This is a genomic window from Sediminicola luteus (assembly GCF_002514735.1).
GTDB lineage: Bacteria > Bacteroidota > Bacteroidia > Flavobacteriales > Flavobacteriaceae > HQA918.
This window is the reverse complement of record NZ_NBWU01000001.1, coordinates 623,704-640,257: the sequence shown is the minus strand read 5'-3', so window position 1 is coordinate 640,257 and position 16,554 is coordinate 623,704. Positions and strand designations below refer to the sequence as shown.

The following is a 16,554-nucleotide window of genomic DNA, read 5'->3' as shown; positions in this document are numbered from 1 at the left end:
CTGTTTTAGCTATGGTTCCAGTTGGTGGGGTCGTCGTTATCGTTGGGCGAAAGGCCCAGTATATCGCCTTGGGTGGTTACCCCGAGCCCCACCACCGAGCGGTTTACGTAGTTAAAATAGCTGACCACTTGATTGATCTCGAGTATTTCGCCATCGTTAAAACCGGCCACCCGGAGTACATCGATATGTTTTTCCTTCAGGGTCTTTGGTTTTAGCGTCAGTCTTTTGGCATAGCGCATGCCCGATAAAAAAGCCCCCTTAAAATAGTGTTCCACCGAATCGGTAAGTACGGCCCCTTTAAAAGCCGCCGCCTTTTCGGGATCGTTAACCAAACGCGAAAATCCTTCGAAATGATGGTCGAAACAATAGTCGCAATGGTTTAAATGACTAACGTACACCCCAAGGGCCTCCAAATACCATTTGGGCAATTGGTTGGCCGAGTGGTGCAACACACTTTTGTACAAGGTTACGTGTCCGGTTAGGGTATGTGGTCGAAGGCTGTGAATGCTAAGTACATTATCGATTTTGTCATCGGGGCCTTTGACCCGGTCGTATAGTTTTTTTAGTGGGCCATCGGCTTCTTGATATGGAATGGTCTCTATCCAACTCATGTGTTTTCGTTTTTTTGATGGAAAGCAAGTTACGGAATATTGGTCGTGAAAACCTTACCCATCGTTCAACAATCCTATCCGGTTTTTAAAAAGGGATCGGGATCAGGGTGTAACTAATCCCGTTTTTTTATGTCTACTATGGATGAAGTATATTTATAAAGCTTAACAATCAGACCTTTATTATGAAGAAAACTTGGATGTTACTTTTTCTGATGATGGTGGCCCTGGTAGGTTGCGATCAGAAGAAAAAGGAAGATACGGCCGATATGGCGGTATACAACGTACCCGTTGAGTACTACAAACTCGACAATGGGTTGAAGGTGATCTTGTCACCCGATGCGACCTCTCCAACAGCCGTAGTGGCGGTGTACTACAATATCGGATTTAGGATAGAACCCCGCGACCGTACCGGTTTTGCCCATTTATTCGAGCATATGATGTTCCAGGGCTCCCAGAATTTGGGGAAGATGGAATTTATTAAACTGGTACAGAGTAACGGTGGGGTACTGAACGGTTCTACCCGTTTCGATTTTACCAATTACTTCGAGATCGTGCCTTCCCATAAATTGGAGACCATGCTTTGGGCCGAGGCCGATCGTATGAAAGGGCTCGATATTACCCAAGAAAACCTCACCAACCAGCAAGGGGTAGTTAAGAATGAGGTGAAGGTAAATGTACTGAACCAACCCTATGGTGGCTTCCCTTGGTTAGATATGCCCCAATATGCCAACACCAATTGGTACAACGCCCATAACTTTTATGGCGATCTAAAAGATCTCGATGCCGCCAATCTCGAGGATGTGGCCAGTTTCTTTAAAACTTATTATGCACCCAACAATGCCGCACTATCTATTGTAGGCGATTTTGATATGGAAGAGGCCAAAGCATGGATCCAAAAGTACTTTGGTGCCATTCCGGCTGTTGATCTTCCCGAAAAACCGGACATTTCGGAACCCCGACAGGCCGAGGCCAAAAATTTTATCAAAAACGATTCCTTGGCCAATAAACCAGCCACGGCCGTGGCTTACCATATGCCACCCCGTAACTCCCCGGAATATTATGCCATGGGGCTATTGGATCAAATCTTGATCCAAGGAGACAATGCCCTTCTACAACAGAAACTGGTAGATGAATTGGGGTATACCTCCAATGTGGGCGGGGGCATCAATTATTTGGGCAATATGTTCAATTACAACGGCCCTATGCAGATTATGTACAACTTCACCTATGATAACGAGACGTCGGAAGCCCAGGTGCTTGAAGCCATTGACAGTGTAATGGATCAATTGGCCCAAGGGGTAACCCAAGAAATGTTGGATAAGGCCTTGGTAAAAATGCGCTCTTCTTTATATGACGAATTGGGCGGACAGTTTGGCTTGGGTCGGGCCGATCTACTCTGTAGTTTTGCCTTGTTCGATGACGACCCCGCTAGGATCAATAGCTTGGAAGACGAGTTTAAAAAGGTGACTCCCGAGGTGGTGAACAAGACCATTGCCGAATATTTTAGGAAAACCAACCGTACCGTACTTACCGTAAACCCACTTTTGGCCGATAACGAAACAGCAAAACCATGAAAACAAAGATAGCTTTAGTAACATTGGCCCTTATTTTCGGAGGGTTGGGTATGGCCCAAGAAAAGGAAATGCCACCAAAGGGGGGCGAGCCCAAGGGGTTTACCCTGTCGGAAAAAGAAGTGGTCACCTTTGATAACGGATTACGTATGGTATTGGTGCCCTATGGCAGTATTCCCAAGGCCACCATTAATATTATGGTCAAGACCGGAAACATACACGAAAGTGAAGATCAGGTTTGGCTCACCGATATTTTAGGCGATTTAATGGAAGAAGGCCCGAATGCCGATTACGACGTCAAAGAACGATTGGCAGGTATGGGGGGCAACCTCAATGTAGGTGTGGGTATGCATACCACTTCGGTTAGCACTTCGGTTCTGTCCGAATTCACCCCGGAAGCCCTGAGTTTATTGGCTGCGGTAATGACCGATCCAAAATGGCCTGCCGATCAATTGGAACGACTTAAGAACAATATGGAGCGCGATGTAACCGTACGGCTGTCCCGCCCGGGATCCCAGGCCCGTCGCGATTTTATGGCCGAGATGTACCCCGGCCATTCTTATGGAAGGATCTACCCGAGCGTTGAACAGATAAAGAGTTACGACTTGGCCTCCATTAAAGCCTATTACGATGCACAGTTTGGGGCTTTGCGTACCACGGTCTATGTGGTAGGGAAATTCAATGCCGATAAGGTTAAGCAAGCCGTAGAAAGCGCTTTGGGGCAGTGGCGAAAAGGTCCGGAGCCCAGTTATCCGGTGGCCCAGGCCAAAACTGAGCATTTGGCCAAAATCGTTGATAGGCCCGGTGCGCCCCAATCTACCATATATTTTGGCCTTCCGGTGGCCGGCCCGTCCGACCCCGACTATGTGGCCCTAGATGTAATGAACTCTATTTTAGGTGGCTCCTTCGGGTCTCGTATTACGAGCAATATCCGAGAAGACAAAGGCTATACCTATTCGCCCTATAGCGATTTGGATGCCAATTATAAAAGCGGCCTTTGGTACGAGGTGGCCGATGTAACCACCGAACATACCGGTGCCTCCTTGGATGAGATCAAAAAAGAGATCAAAAGGTTAAAGACCGAGGCCCCTTCGGAAGAAGAGCTTCAGGGCATTAAAAACTATGAAAGTGGTTTGTATGTGTTGCGGAATTCTACCCCTGGCGGAATCATTTATCAAATGAGTTTTTTGGATATTCACGACTTGGACGAATCCTTTTTAGTAGAGCGTGTAAACAACATCAATGCCGTGACCCCGGAACAGGTACGTCAAATGGCCGAAAAATACATCAAACCCGAAAATATGAGTTTGATCGTGGTAGGCGACAAGGAAAAACTCCGCGATCAGATTGAAGAGACCATGCCTTCACCGGTCAAAAAAGAATAGTGCCGGACTCTCCTTATTTTAAAAGGTTAATGGCCGTTTATACCAAAGACTAAAAGGTGTCATTAGGTATAAACGGCTTTTTGCATTAGCATCTTGCTTTTATTCGGTTTGGGTGTTTTCAAAACCTTGTTTAAAGGTGGCTTTAGAGCCCTCCCAGTCCATGAGGGTTTCGATGATAAACAAAGTAGCGAATCCTAAAAGGAAAAAAGCAAGGTCACGTTTCGTAAATTTCATAGGGATAGGTTTAAAACTCTAGCATGCAAGAAATATCCTGCATTTTGAATTTTGAACAAACGTTTACAACCATTTGTAACCGACTATAAATAATTTGTAACCGATTCTTTGTTTTTCAACGACTTAGGTTTGTGCTGTAGTATGATTGTCATGCTATAGAATGAACTGTTAACCCGTAAAACAATAGATTATGAACGCGCTTAGAAACAAAGTACAGTTGATTGGAAATTTAGGAAAGGACCCCGAGGTAATTACTTTGGAGTCCGGTAAAAAATTGGCCCGGTTCTCCTTGGCCACCAACGAGCATCGTAAGAATGCCGAGGGCGAAAAAATTACCGAGACCACCTGGCATAATGTTATTGCCTGGAACCGGGTGGCCGAGATAGTAGAAAAATACGTGGCCAAAGGACAAGAGGTAGCCCTAGAGGGAAAACTCTCTAACCGACGTTATGAAACCAAAGAAGGGCAGACCCGCTATATAACCGAGGTGGTGGCCTACGAAATTTTGATGATGGGTAAATAACACGAATACCCCAACTAAAGTAAACCGTCTAGCTTTTTCCGCTCGACGGTTTTTTTGTGCCATTAATTGTAGCCATACTGCGGTGGCCGGATGCCTTTCATACGCAAATATAATACGGCCTTGGCCCTATGGTTTGTAATATGGTCTTGCATAAATAATAACGATTGCCACTTGGTAAGCGGAAAGGCCCCGTGGGTTTTTCCCGTTTCTTGGAGTTGTGTATCGGACAATTTGGGCAGATCCTTCAACACCATATCAAAAGCCGCACTGAGTTCGGCAACAAGTTGTTTTTTGCCCATTGTCCCGGCTTCTTTCTCGGAACTTGAATAAGGCTGTTTTAAGATAAACCGCGTATGCATACTTTTTAGGCTATTGGTCATATGGGCAATTTGTTGGGCAAAAGATTTTACCCCCTGCGCGGGCTGGTAATAATAATCGGTTTGGGGCATGGCCTCGGCCACCGCAAGGGTTCGTTTTTTGGCCATTTCCCAAACAGCTAGTTGTTTTTGGGCAAAGTCAAAAGTTTGGGCATTGGCTTGACTACCTAGGCATATAAAAATGAAAAGAAATTTGTACATGAGATTAGAATTATAGGTTATCGAAATAGCGGGCCAAAACACTTAAAGGCATATCGCCTAGGGCCAATAATCGGGTATGGAAAACTTTCAGTTCAGATTCATTTTTTGGCGATGCTTGGGCCTTTAATCGGTCAATGATATAGGCACCGTATTTATAGGTAATCACCTGGGCCGGCCAACGTTTCATGCGGTCTATTTCCCGATGGGCGATTTGATCTTGATTCCGGATGTGTTTTTGCCAAAATGCCAAGGCTTTTTCCTCGGTCCACCCATAATAGTTTAGGCCAATATCCAAACACACCCGTACCGATCGTATCAGGTCCCACTCCCATTTTCCGTAAACATCGTACAGGTCGGCGTTGGCACCCAGTTCCGAACCGTATTGTTCTATATAGGCCGCCCATCCTTCTACCAGCCCGCCGTACCAAAACATTTCTTGTACGGGACTTTGTCCGTTTTGCTCGCGTAAGGCCGCTTGAAAATGATGGCCGGGAATGCCTTCATGAATATAGATCCAACCATATTGGCGATTGTTGAAGGGGGCATCGAAGAGGTTGTAGAAAAAAGTATTGTTTTGGTAGTAGGCAGGGGCATGGGCCAAACGGGAATTGGTGCCTCGGGCTATTCGAAGCGGTATTAAGTCTTCGTGATAGGGAAAAAATCTGGACGCATTTTGGGTAACCGTAGTATGAACCTTTTCGAAGCGTTGCTGTATTTCGGTGGCATCGTCGGTAAAAGATTCGGGCGACTGTAAACGGGCTTGAAAGGCATTGGGGTCCAAACCTGATCTTTGCTGGATCCGTTGCATGGCCAAAGTCACCTTTTCAATTTCCTGCAACCCAAACTGGAACAGGCTATCGGGTGTTACTTCTTTGTCTACCCAGCGTTTTAGAACATAGGTATACCAGGCTTTGCCGTTCGGGATATGGTGTATGCTTTTATCCCCTTCCACCGCTGTATTCGGATCCCAGGTTTTTTCCAAGCGGATCCTTTCGAGATGAAGTTCACATTCGTATACCAAAATACCATAATCGATCTGATCTTTTTTGGAAAGTTTTTTGGACTGTATGGCTTGCAACGCTTTGGCCAAGTCCTGAAAATAGATTTCTTGCTTTTTTAAGGCGCTGGTGGATTGTATGTTCTCCAAATAATCTACATAGGAAATTTGAAGTGCTGGTATGTCCAGACTCGGGTAAGTGGTTAGAAAATGGGTCCGAATCTCGTTGAATGAATGTTGACCGAATATAAACCCGGCCCCTAAAAAAGTGGCGAGATAGATGCTTTGTTCAAAGATTTTAGTAAGGGGCATAATTCTAGTTTTTCCAATCGTTAATGTCGAAAGCAGCCACATAAATGTCCAAATGTCCATCGAAAGTTTCCGGGGAAGGCGAACTGCGGTTAGAGGTAAAGAACAAATGGCCACCGTTTGGGTCAACGAACGGACTACCATCTATACCCTTACTGTTATAAGCTTCCATGTTTTTGGGGGTAGTCCATGCCCCTTTTTCCCGAAGGCTTATGTATAGGTCGGTGGCACCCAGACCATCGGCGGCATCGGCACGTACGAATATCATAAACGATTCATCTGGGGAAACATAGGCATCGGATTCCAGTAAATCGGTATTAATGGTAGTCGATAAAGGCTGAGCTTCTAGATAGGTATCGCCCCTTTTTTGGGCACAATAAATATCGTAGCCACGGCCGGGCAGATTCCTACTAAAATAGAGGTTGCCACTTTGGGTAGCCATGGGATAATATTCGTTATAACCCGAGTTTACCTCAGGCCCCAACAAATGTGGCGCCCCCCACTGGCCATCGGTTTTGGTGCTAACAAATATATTGCCATCGGTTCGGGTACTATCGTTGGCTACTTGACCATACATTTTAAAGAATAGGGCATTGGCTTCGGTATTAATCTGCACATCACTGGCGTCATATAGCTTTCCGCCCATTTCCACAACTTGGGGAGCATCGAACTTTCCGTTCGCGAAACGGGCTTGCCTTATGGTTCTTTTGCTAAAATCGGCCGAGGCGGTGCTGAAATAGAAATTAGCGTCATTAGGCGCGAAACTTCCCCCATACTCCACCGATGGGGTACTGATTAGATTGGGTTCGAAACGTTGTGGTATTTTACCGACCAATGCATAACGTTGGCTTTTTTTGAGGGCCTGTTTACGGAACTTATCGACAGAAAATGGTACGATGTAGTGGTTAAAGAAGGGCTTTTCTTCTGGGCTATTCCGGCTACTGGTAAAGATCAGATAGCGGCCGTTATCGGTAACAAAAGGGCTGCCATCGTAACCTGAGGAGTTTAGCTCCGGTCCCATCCAGACCGGCGCGGTCCATTGTTCCTCGATCCTAAAACAAATGTACAGGTCGGACAGCCCTAAGTTTTGCTTGCGGTCAAAGCCGGCGAAAATCATATAGTCTTCTTGGTGCGAGACAAAGGCATCCGCTTCCATGGCTGTGGTATTTATGGGCCATGGCAATCGTTGCGGACTAGTGTATTTTCCGTTTTGCATGGGAAGCCTGAAGATGTCGGCATCGCGGCTTCCGTCGGGGGTTGTTGAAAAGTAAAGGTTACCACTGCCGGTGAGCCAAGGGTAAAATTGATTGCCTTCCAATTTTTGATCTAAAAGGAGTTCAGGATTGCCCCATGAATTACCTAGCCTTTTCGATTGCCAGATATTCCAATCACCTAGGGTATCCCGTTCGTTTTCCAACTGGTTCGATGCAAACAAGAGCAGTTGGCCTTCCGGGTTCACATAAAAATCGGAATAGGCTTGTCCTTCCGGTAGTCCAATGGGCTTTCCTATTGGGTTTGGATCCCTAAAATCGATATACATACCTATGGCGTTGGTCTTTCCCATTTTGGTATAGAACAACTGTTGGGTTTGTGAGGCGAAGGCGTTATTCCATTGAATACTGTCTGTAGACAAAATCCCGGGCGCCAGCTTCGTTGGTACCGTAACATGGGCATAGTCTGCAAAGGGGTCTTTTGGTTTTTGATGACAGCTGCAAAGGGCGAGAACCAAGGATACAAGAAGTATTTTAGTGCCAACAGGAATCGGTCTCATGATTAAGCTTTATTGAATGTTTACACCTTTCCAGTCGAGCTGGGTTATCGTATGGTTTTCGATATCGTAATGCACAAAAACCTGAGGGATATCCGTCGCTAAAACCCCTTCTGAGGCATAATACAGCTCGGTATGTATTTCGAAGAAACTTTTTAACCTACGGTTCATACGTAGCAGAAGCTGCTGCCCCTGTTTTTCTACAGTTAGGTTTCTTCCCCCGATCTGATGTTTTCCCACCAAACTGTTGGCGATTTCCATGGGAACGGGGGCTAAGGCTTTGGGTGGGGTATAGTTCAAGGCCGCATCGAGCCAAGGGTCGGTATGCTTTTGGTAGGCTTCAAAACTATAGTCAATAACCTTATCGGGGCTTATCCATTTACGATTGTCGGCAGCCCAAGAGGTGGGCCAAAATACATGGGGTATAGAAACCACAAAGCCCGTTTGGGGCAGTTCGATATATTTAGAGTCGGCCACCGTATTCGGACCTTCTGCGGTTGATTCCCCTATAAAGATGGCTTTCGTGTTTAGCGATAAAATAGAAGCCAGTTCGGCTAAGGTACCCCGGGTGCCGCGACCAATTAGTACCAAAAGTTGAAACTTAGGGTCTTGGGTTTGTTGTTCGCGTATGAGGTCGGTAAAAGGTTTTAATTTAAACCCATTACCGCCACCGCCATACCGAAGATCCAAGATGAGTATGTTAGGCTTTTGGTTCAACAGCTTTTTGAGGTCTTTGATAAAGGAAGAAAAATTAGGTCCGTCCTTAGGGTTCTGGATACGTTTTAACTGCACGAACAACCCTTGGTTATCGGGTAAGGGTGCAAACCAAAAAGGGGAGTCGGCAAAAGATGTATTTTGAAAATGGCCATCATTGGGCAGTTTTCGTTCCAAGGCCGCATAGGTTTCATACGGTTGGGCCTTAAAGGAGGCACTTAGCCCATCTGAACTTTCCAATGTTATGCTATCGGTATTGGTACCCAATTGGGCTGCGGCAAGCAGGGCGGGCATATTGGCGTAAAGTGGAAAGGCATAGTCAACATACTGTCCGTTATCCGCATTAATGTAGTGGGCCAGTTTTTCTTTAACGGCCATTACCGGCATGCCGTTTATGGTACTGATGCGTTTGCCAATCCATTCCGAATGGGCTTTTGGGGCATCGCAGACATACAAGCCATCTTCGAAAAGATAGGTTTTAAGGGAAATAATAGGGGTGTTCAATCGGGTTTGGAAAAAAGGAATACGGGCACTTTCATCCCCTAAAGGGTTCAGGGCATATTGTATGCCTGCCAAGACCTCGAAATCCGATAGGGATTCCAGCCGTTCCCTTAGCTCGGAAAAACGTTGTTCAACTTCGGATTGCTGGGGATGGGACTCAAAATGGGGAAAGGTTTTTTCCAATTGTTTTTGAATATAGGCCATGTCTTCTGGCCAAGCCGAGGATGCCGATTGTGCCTGTAGACCGGGAAGCATGGACAAGCCGAACCAGAGTAGGCCCAACAGATGTTTTAGTTGTTTTTCCATATCCATGTGGCGGTTTCTTCGGCTATTTGAGGGTTGTAATGGGTTTGGGCATGCTCCATATAGCCGCCACTGTTCAAGGTATTTACATTCTCCTCGAAACTGTTGAAGGAAACAAAACCATGATCGGCCTTGGCAATGAGCTTAAAGGTGCCGGAACCTGCTTTTTGGGTATTGGCCATTTGGGCTATGCCCTGGGCGCCCTTGCTGTTAATGGCCTGTATATCGAATTCCCCATGAAGGGCCAGTACGGGGCAATTGATCTTTTGCCAGGCGGCTTCGATTGGTTTTTGGGCTAAATTTTGCCAAAAAGCTACCGATCTTCCGATATAATTACCACGGCCAAAGGCCTCGGCCTGGGCCGCTAAAAAGGTTTTATGATCCGGATTGGCCAGAATGGTCGCTGGGGGTAGACGTTTGACCAAGAAATCTTCCAAGAAAGGTAATCCGCGTTTGTTGTCTTGGGCGATTTGGGCCGCACTGACCCCGAATAATTTGGGTTGAACGGTAAACATGTCTACCATATAGGGGTACCAATCGGTGCCTATGGTGCCATAGGTAATAATGCCCGCGAGACCGAAGTCTTGCGCCATTAACGGGGCAATAACCCCACCCATGGAATGTCCGAAAATATAGATCTTGTTCGGATCTATCCCCGGGCTTTTGGCCAAGGCCTTAAACCCCTCTGAAAAGCCCCTGTATTCTTGGTCGAAATCGATACGGCTACATGGAATTTCGCTTTGGCTATCGCCTGCTCCGGGTTTTTCTACCCGATACACCGCAAAGCCTTGATCTACCCAATGGTCTATCATGCGGCTAACCGGGTTTTGGGGCATGCCTGCATAATCTATGGAGGCACAGGTATATCCTTGAATAAAATATATGACCGGCACCTGTTTTTTACCTTTGGGTACGTATAAAATGGAACGTAGTTTATTGCCGGGATAAGAGACCGTGCCATAGGTGATATCGGCTTTCTCCGAAGTTTCTTGTGGTCTGCCCAAGGCTTTTCCCCGAAGTTGTTTGGTCTTCCCTTGCGATTGGGCTTCTATGGCAATAGGGTCACCGGCGTAAACGGTTGCCAAGACTTCTAAAAGGTCGCCATTACTTTCTAGGGCGGTACCATTGAAAGTGGTCATAATATCTCCGGTTTGCAAACCGATTTTGGAGGCGGTGGAATTCGGCATGACCCTAGAGATATATAAACCTGTGGCAGTAGACATGCCTTGGGCCGTGGCCAAACTATCGGAAACCGGTTGCATAAGAATTCCCAGTTGCGCCTTTCTAGGAAGCTCTTGTGCCCCAATCGAAAATCCGATACTCAATACGAGTAGTGCGAGTAACTTTTTCATTAGGCTCCGGGTAGTTTATAGGTGCCACTGGCTACTTCGTTCCGGATTTCCCCCATACGTTTGGCAAACCCATCGGGTACCGATGCTGCGGCCTTGTCCAGATCTTTTAAGGCTTTCTTTTTACTGCCTATAAAGTAATGGCACAGCCCTCGGTTTAAGTTTAAAAACCAACTTTCCGGATTTTGTTGTAAAGCGGTATTGGCTACCACGAAAGCGGTGTCGTAAAACGATTGTCGCAACAGGAAAACAGTGGTTTCGTTTGCCTGGGAATCGGTCATGGGTAATTGGGCCAATTCGGCTAGACTGGCATCCATTTCGGTTTTTTTATTGAGTTTTTGCAGCAATCGCACCTTGGTAAGCATATTATTGGGGTTTTTGTTGGCCGCGAAGCCATAATAACCACCGGCTATAGAGCGTTCGGCCCAACTTAGAGCTTCCTCCAGGTTGGTATCGTGCTCAAGGCACCATTTGGCAGCATCGTCCCAGGCTTGCCAGTGGTAAGTGTTAATTCCTCTGAGTTCTTGCCGTAAATGGGTAACCACGGTTTGGTCCAGATCTACCCCCACGGTAAAGGGAATTCGTTTTTCACCCCATTCCAAACCAATGGTGACCGTGTTTTCCGTCCGGTTTAGAAATTCAAAATCCAATTGCTCCGAACCGCTACAACTTTCTGGGTCTACGGTAACTTTTAGGCTTACATCTTGGTCTACATCGAGATAATAACTGCCCCATTGGTTATTATTATGGGCGAATAATAAAGTATAGGTGTCGTTATCGGGAATGATATGGAAACCATAGGTGCCGGCTTTAAGGGGTTGTCCCTCAATGGTAACATCGGTATCGAAACTTAGGGTAGTATTCATATCGGCCCCGGCGCGCCAGGCATAAGGTTCGCCTTTTTGGGGTACGGTGCCATCGTTCCATACATCGCGTCCCCGTAGGGCCGGGCTTCCGTAATCTAAGGTAATTTTGGTTATCCCCAAGGTATGGGTCTCCGTTACCCGGGGACTTCTCTTGGGCATGTCGATGGTATGGAATTGTGCTTGTACGGAGCTCAAAGCAAGTAGTAAAACGCTACAGCATAGTATGGATCGCATCATGATATTTAGGTTTTTGTTGATGCTTCAAAACTATGCGGGAGCCCAAGTAAAAGCGACCGAATTCCAGTAAATACGGGAATCAGAACCTCGATTTAACCAAGTTTAACACCCTTGGGCGTTTTAATGTTGGCATAAAATATCAATACCATAAAGAAGAGTTGCAGGGGAATACGGAACCATAAATATGTTAAGCCCGGGCCATCGGTGTTTCCGGTCGTATAATCAATTTGATGTTGGGCCGCATATATGTTAAGTGGTAAGCTGAGCACTAAAAAGACCAGAATGGCCCATCCTACGATTTTTTTATGATAGCCCGATAACAGGAATAAGCCAAAGCCAATTTCGAGTAGACCAGATAGCAGGACTAGGGTAGTACGATACGGAATCATATCGGGGATCATGGCCGACATACCCTGCGGATAAATAAAATGACCTAGGGCAGTAAACAGAAACATACAACCTAGGGCCCAACGAATCAATTCACCTAAACCCAGTTTAGGGCGAAATAAAAGGGCATATAGGGCAAACAAAGCAAAACTGGCAAAGAGTACGGCAAGAGGTTTCATAAAATGTTTTATGATGAAGATAACATGCTTTTAAGGCCGTGTCGACCTAAAAGTGGACATGCGTAAAATCAGTACAAGCTCTATGCGTTTTTGGGTCAGTTCCAGGCCTGATGGATGATGAAAATCGCCCAGGGTTTAAAATGATGGTAATTAGGGGGTCAAGAATACAACTTGGCCAACTGATTGTTTTTATATTGGGTAGGGGTAAGCCCCACTTGCTTTTTAAACACTGTATTGAAAACCGATTTACTATTAAACCCGGCCTCATAGAGAATGGAAAGTATGCTGCTATCACTTTCAGGGTCTGCCAACAATCGTTTGGCTTCAGCAATTCGGTACGAATTGACGAATTCAGGGAAATTCTGCCCAAAATAGGTTTTAATGAGTCCGGAGGTATTCCGTTTACTAAAACCCGAAAGTTCTGCCAAGTCACCAACACTTAGGTCGGGTCTTTTATACAAGGTTTCCTTGGCCATAATACCGCAAAGAAAATCGTAGTTTTCTTGGGTAATGAATTTATTTACGGGTTTTTTATGCGCATTGCTCTTCCAGAAATCGGCGATGACGGCTTCCGGGTTGTTTAGGGTCATGACCCATGTAAAATTGGCCAATGTCAATAACCCAAGAATTCCGGCAATCTTAAAGGCATTGGCCCAAATCGGATCTTCGAAAATGGCTTCAAAAGCAAATTGGAGTAAAAAGAATGTCCAAATAGCGAAGAACAACAAAAGGGCACGTTTTACCCAAAGAACCGAGGCCGAGGCCGATTCAGTGATATGGGCGGCCTGCAAGCTGCGATATCCTAAAAAAGTATAGACAAAGGCTTGGGAATAGTACAACCAGGGCAAGCTTTGTTGCACGAAATCCAAGCCCGATTGAATCCAAGCATAGGGGTAACCGTTTAGGGCAAAGTACAAGCTAGCTATTTTGTAGACCATAAATAGGGCAAACGGAATCAAATGCAGGGCGAGGGTGCCAATGCTGGGGCGTTTGCCACCTAAGGCGAGGGCAAAAAAGTAAAGGAAAGGCGCATAAAAGAACAAAAAACCGTGCAGTACGTAGGCTATTCGACGCCAGCTTACGCCCATCTCGGGATAATACGAGAAAGCGATATCTACAGAAAGGGTAATACCTTTACCTAATAGAAAAAAGCCAAATATAAATAGGGCGTATCGCAGTTTGTTACGCAAGACCAACAGGCTAATGCCTATCAAAAGAAAGTTAAAGGCCGCAATGGTCTCTAAGGTTGCGGTAAAAGACATAATATGGTTTTTTGATGATGAAGTAAAAGATAATAAATTCTGGGATACGTTCGGGTTTTAACCTAAGGCTTCGGCCAGCTTACGAAGGCCCCATTCCAAGGGCCCCAGGGTAAATCGTTTTAGCCACAAATGGGCGAATACCATGCTCAACAGACAAAAAGCCAGCGCATAGGGCATGGAAAATGAAAGAGAGCTCAATTCATTTTCGAAAAAGGTATAGGCCAATCCCATGCCCAAAACCACATGGGCCACATAAAAGGTAAGGGCCAACTTGCCCGTTTTCACCAGAACTTTGACCATGGGGTTGGTTTCGAAGCTCTTTGCCAGTAAGATACAGCCGCAAACCATAGCAACCCCTAGGGCACTGGCCGAGATCATATACAAGGGTAGGGGTGGCATAGGGGCAGTACTGAACAGTTCGGCGAATTCCGCATTTTCGGAGGCCGTGGTCAACAGGTAAAGAAGTCCTTTGGAGATGAGCCAGCCCATAGTAAAAATGGCCAAGCTACGTACCAAAATTTTACGCAAACCATTTTGATCGTGTAGGTCTTGCCTCCCCAGCCAAAGGCCTATCCACATAAAGGCGGTCCAGGGCAATACAGGATGGAATCCATTATAAAACAGGTTACGGATAAAACCATCCCAGGTCCAGAATCCGGGATAGGCCATGGCCTCAAAATCCCAACCTTTTTCATAATCGAAGAGGAACAAGACGAAAACATACCCCAAGATCAAAAACAGGCTGAAGGGTAAGATCCTTTTGGGGTTAAGGCATAGTAGCGGTAGGGTACATAACATATAAATACCATAAAAGTGTAGGATATCGGCCGGCCATAGCGGCATATAGGCTAAACCAAGTACAAAAAGAAGCAGGGCCCGAATGATAATCCCTTTTTTGGCCTTTCTCATTTTGAGGGGGTCGGGTGTTTCAAAAGCACTTTTTGTCAAAAGTCCTAAACCCGTACCGGCCAAGATTACGAACAGTGCGGCCGCCTTACCTTCAAGAATAGCTAATGAATTTATGGCCCAAGTGGGACCGGACTTGCCCAAAACCAATTTAAAATTGACGATAACCATGCCGAACACCGCCAAGGCCCTGGCCAAATCTATACCATGTATACGTTTGTTTGCCATGCGGAATTGGTATGGCAAAACTAAGTTTCGTTACAAATAAATGTGTTTACTCCATACTAGCAATACCACCAGATACTGGGGCATCTTCTACGCTAAGGCAATCTTGGATAAAGGAAACATAGGTGTCCTTACCATAATCGAGTATCGATTTTGGGATCCGTTCGTTGTAGTTATGGATCAACTCCAAATATTCCCTGCCAATCTTAACGGGTACACTCGAAAAAACGGGCACTCCTTTGGCCCTAAAGTAAGCCGAATCGTTGGAGTTGGGTAAAAATATGGTGGCTACCGCGGCATTGTCGTGGTTTTTAAGAATGGCGGATTTTAAATGCTCGTAATAGATATTTTCCTCGGGAGTAGAATCTACCATGGGCATTTCTTGGATAATATCGATATTAATCTTATCGTTCTTTAAGGTTTGCCTCACCTGGGTCAAAAAGGCCTCAGTCTCTTGTCCGGGTAACAGACGACAGTCTAAAGTAGCTGAAATTTTTTCCGGAATCACATTTACCTCGTTCAGCCCATTATCGATATTGGTCAGGGTAATGGTATTGGTAAACAGGGCCAAAAGTTCCGGTTGTTTTTTCAACTGGGGTTTGATCAACGATTTAAACAATCGTGGGTGTTTCATCACAAAACCTTTGGGGCCTTTTTCCAGCTCGCCCAGGCTTTTGAGTATGTTTACGTTGAGGTCGTTATAAATGATCTTTGGTTTTTTGCCCACCAAACGGTTCAAGGCCTGTACCATTTCCTTATTGGCGTAGGCCAAAGGGGTAACCGAGGCATGGCCCGAGGTCGGTAATTCTAACTTCAGCTTTAACCAAAGTGCCCGTTTATGGGCTACGGAAATCCCAAAAAGGGCTTTTTCCGGATCTCTTGAAATTAGCCCATCTATCGAGGGCGGACCTTCACCGATAACTACCGAAGGGTTCAATTCCTCCAAATGGTTATCCACTACATATTGAATGCCGCCATCGCACTGGGTCTCTTCACAAGAAACGGCCAAAAAGGTCACATTATGGTTTAGTTTGGCGGTACGTTTGGTTTTGGCTATTTCCAAGACCCCGAACAGTTGCATTATGGCCGTACCCTTGTTGTCAAAGGCACCTCGGCCCCAAATCTCGGTATCGGTAATGGTACCCGAATAGGGAGGCAACTCCCATTCTTCCAGATCACCTGGGGGTACTACGTCGATATGGTTCAGGAATACGATATTGGGCAGCTTATCGTCCAAGGGTTTTACCGAAGCCGAAAAATTATAATTCCCATCGGTATCGCCCATTTGGGTAACGTATAAGCCGTTCTCTTCACATAGTTTTTTCAAGAATTCCCCAGCTTCCCGTTCATGTCCGCTTTCAGAGGGAATTTGAATATACTTACTTAAGATCTGTTGAATGGTAAAAGACTCGTTATTAAACGAAATCATAAACTCCCCTTCGTCGGGAGGGGTGCTACCTAGGCAAGGCAGAAAGGATAAAAAGGCGCACAGGCCAAGTAACCAGGGTCTTAAGGGCATTATCTGGGATGTTTCAGGTTGGTTTAATAGCGCTCCAATATATTAAAAACTAGGCAACAACCGATGCTGTTTGCTGTATAAGTTCGTAAAGCGGTGGTTAAACCCCCAAATAAAGGGGTGAAAGTAGCTG

15 protein-coding genes are annotated in these 16,554 nt (G+C 45.8%); 3 read left to right on the top strand and 12 right to left on the bottom strand.

Annotation, left to right across the window (positions count from 1 at the left end):
• Positions 1-5: 5 nt before the first annotated feature.
• Positions 6-611, bottom strand: a complete 606-nt coding sequence (locus tag B7P33_RS09455) for a carboxymuconolactone decarboxylase family protein (RefSeq protein WP_097441725.1) — start codon at positions 609-611, stop codon at positions 6-8.
• A 182-nt stretch (positions 612-793) separates the two neighbouring features.
• Here B7P33_RS09455 and B7P33_RS09450 point away from each other — a divergent pair, with 182 nt between their 5' ends.
• Both B7P33_RS09450 and B7P33_RS09445 read left to right on the top strand, forming a co-directional pair.
• Positions 794-2,185 (top strand): M16 family metallopeptidase, encoded by a 1,392-nt coding sequence (locus B7P33_RS09450; protein ID WP_097441724.1) that lies wholly within the window; start codon positions 794-796, stop codon positions 2,183-2,185.
• Positions 2,182-3,567 carry a M16 family metallopeptidase gene (locus tag B7P33_RS09445; protein WP_097441723.1) on the top strand — a complete coding sequence of 462 codons (1,386 nt, stop codon included), beginning with the start codon at positions 2,182-2,184 and terminating at the stop codon, positions 3,565-3,567. Before B7P33_RS09450 ends, B7P33_RS09445 begins: the two co-directional genes overlap by 4 nt.
• Before the next feature lie 99 nt (positions 3,568-3,666).
• On the opposite strand, the gene B7P33_RS19730 is transcribed toward B7P33_RS09445, so the two are convergent.
• Positions 3,667-3,801, bottom strand: a complete 135-nt coding sequence (locus tag B7P33_RS19730) for a hypothetical protein (RefSeq protein WP_262508025.1) — start codon at positions 3,799-3,801, stop codon at positions 3,667-3,669.
• Between the two features lie 190 nt (positions 3,802-3,991).
• Between B7P33_RS19730 and B7P33_RS09440 the strand changes: the two genes are divergently transcribed.
• Entirely contained in the window at positions 3,992-4,324 is a 333-nt protein-coding gene (locus B7P33_RS09440) for a single-stranded DNA-binding protein (RefSeq protein ID WP_097441722.1), read from the top strand.
• A 62-nt stretch (positions 4,325-4,386) separates the two neighbouring features.
• Here B7P33_RS09440 and B7P33_RS09435 read toward each other — a convergent pair whose 3' ends face one another.
• From B7P33_RS09435 to B7P33_RS09390, 10 genes are all read right to left on the bottom strand, one after another.
• Complete coding sequence (locus tag B7P33_RS09435; protein WP_097441721.1) at positions 4,387-4,902, bottom strand: DinB family protein; 516 nt, start codon at positions 4,900-4,902, stop codon at positions 4,387-4,389.
• Positions 4,903-4,912: 10 nt separating this feature from the next.
• Entirely contained in the window at positions 4,913-6,211 is a 1,299-nt protein-coding gene (locus B7P33_RS09430; RefSeq protein WP_172435906.1) for a DUF885 domain-containing protein, read from the bottom strand.
• Between the two features lie 4 nt (positions 6,212-6,215).
• The gene (locus tag B7P33_RS09425) at positions 6,216-7,979 is read right to left on the bottom strand and encodes a PD40 domain-containing protein (RefSeq protein WP_097441719.1); all 1,764 of its coding nucleotides are present in this window, start codon (positions 7,977-7,979) and stop codon (positions 6,216-6,218) included.
• Between the two features lie 9 nt (positions 7,980-7,988).
• Positions 7,989-9,497, bottom strand: coding sequence for a hypothetical protein (locus tag B7P33_RS09420; protein WP_141402434.1), 1,509 nt, complete (start codon positions 9,495-9,497; stop codon positions 7,989-7,991).
• Positions 9,482-10,846, bottom strand: a complete 1,365-nt coding sequence (locus tag B7P33_RS09415; protein ID WP_097441717.1) for an alpha/beta fold hydrolase — start codon at positions 10,844-10,846, stop codon at positions 9,482-9,484. Before B7P33_RS09415 ends, B7P33_RS09420 begins: the two co-directional genes overlap by 16 nt.
• Positions 10,846-11,868, bottom strand: a complete 1,023-nt coding sequence (locus B7P33_RS09410; protein ID WP_216359376.1) for a DUF2911 domain-containing protein — start codon at positions 11,866-11,868, stop codon at positions 10,846-10,848. The genes B7P33_RS09415 and B7P33_RS09410 overlap by 1 nt, the downstream gene beginning before the upstream one ends.
• A gap of 170 nt (positions 11,869-12,038) precedes the next feature.
• Positions 12,039-12,512 (bottom strand): DoxX family protein, encoded by a 474-nt coding sequence (locus tag B7P33_RS09405; RefSeq protein WP_097441715.1) that lies wholly within the window; start codon positions 12,510-12,512, stop codon positions 12,039-12,041.
• Positions 12,513-12,670: 158 nt separating this feature from the next.
• Positions 12,671-13,774, bottom strand: coding sequence for a helix-turn-helix transcriptional regulator (locus B7P33_RS09400; protein WP_097441714.1), 1,104 nt, complete (start codon positions 13,772-13,774; stop codon positions 12,671-12,673).
• A 57-nt stretch (positions 13,775-13,831) separates the two neighbouring features.
• A complete protein-coding gene (locus B7P33_RS09395) occupies positions 13,832-14,908 on the bottom strand; it encodes a DUF418 domain-containing protein (RefSeq protein ID WP_097441713.1) in 1,077 nt (358 codons plus the stop codon).
• Between the two features lie 46 nt (positions 14,909-14,954).
• Positions 14,955-16,424 (bottom strand): M20 family metallopeptidase, encoded by a 1,470-nt coding sequence (locus tag B7P33_RS09390; protein ID WP_097441712.1) that lies wholly within the window; start codon positions 16,422-16,424, stop codon positions 14,955-14,957.
• Positions 16,425-16,554 lie beyond the last annotated feature (130 nt).

Bases quoted from the DNA above. Each gene is read 5' to 3' on its own strand.
- B7P33_RS09455 (WP_097441725.1), bottom strand. From the start codon at position 611: ATGAGTTGGATAGAGACCATTCCATATCAAGAAGCCGATGGCCCACTA.
- B7P33_RS09450 (WP_097441724.1), top strand. From the start codon at position 794: ATGAAGAAAACTTGGATGTTACTTTTTCTGATGATGGTGGCCCTGGTA.
- B7P33_RS09445 (WP_097441723.1), top strand. From the start codon at position 2,182: ATGAAAACAAAGATAGCTTTAGTAACATTGGCCCTTATTTTCGGAGGG.
- B7P33_RS19730 (WP_262508025.1), bottom strand. From the start codon at position 3,801: ATGAAATTTACGAAACGTGACCTTGCTTTTTTCCTTTTAGGATTCGCT.
- B7P33_RS09440 (WP_097441722.1), top strand. From the start codon at position 3,992: ATGAACGCGCTTAGAAACAAAGTACAGTTGATTGGAAATTTAGGAAAG.
- B7P33_RS09435 (WP_097441721.1), bottom strand. From the start codon at position 4,902: ATGTACAAATTTCTTTTCATTTTTATATGCCTAGGTAGTCAAGCCAAT.
- B7P33_RS09430 (WP_172435906.1), bottom strand. From the start codon at position 6,211: ATGCCCCTTACTAAAATCTTTGAACAAAGCATCTATCTCGCCACTTTT.
- B7P33_RS09425 (WP_097441719.1), bottom strand. From the start codon at position 7,979: ATGAGACCGATTCCTGTTGGCACTAAAATACTTCTTGTATCCTTGGTT.
- B7P33_RS09420 (WP_141402434.1), bottom strand. From the start codon at position 9,497: ATGGAAAAACAACTAAAACATCTGTTGGGCCTACTCTGGTTCGGCTTG.
- B7P33_RS09415 (WP_097441717.1), bottom strand. From the start codon at position 10,846: ATGAAAAAGTTACTCGCACTACTCGTATTGAGTATCGGATTTTCGATT.
- B7P33_RS09410 (WP_216359376.1), bottom strand. From the start codon at position 11,868: ATGCCCAAGAGAAGTCCCCGGGTAACGGAGACCCATACCTTGGGGATA.
- B7P33_RS09405 (WP_097441715.1), bottom strand. From the start codon at position 12,512: ATGAAACCTCTTGCCGTACTCTTTGCCAGTTTTGCTTTGTTTGCCCTA.
- B7P33_RS09400 (WP_097441714.1), bottom strand. From the start codon at position 13,774: ATGTCTTTTACCGCAACCTTAGAGACCATTGCGGCCTTTAACTTTCTT.
- B7P33_RS09395 (WP_097441713.1), bottom strand. From the start codon at position 14,908: ATGGCAAACAAACGTATACATGGTATAGATTTGGCCAGGGCCTTGGCG.
- B7P33_RS09390 (WP_097441712.1), bottom strand. From the start codon at position 16,424: ATGCCCTTAAGACCCTGGTTACTTGGCCTGTGCGCCTTTTTATCCTTT.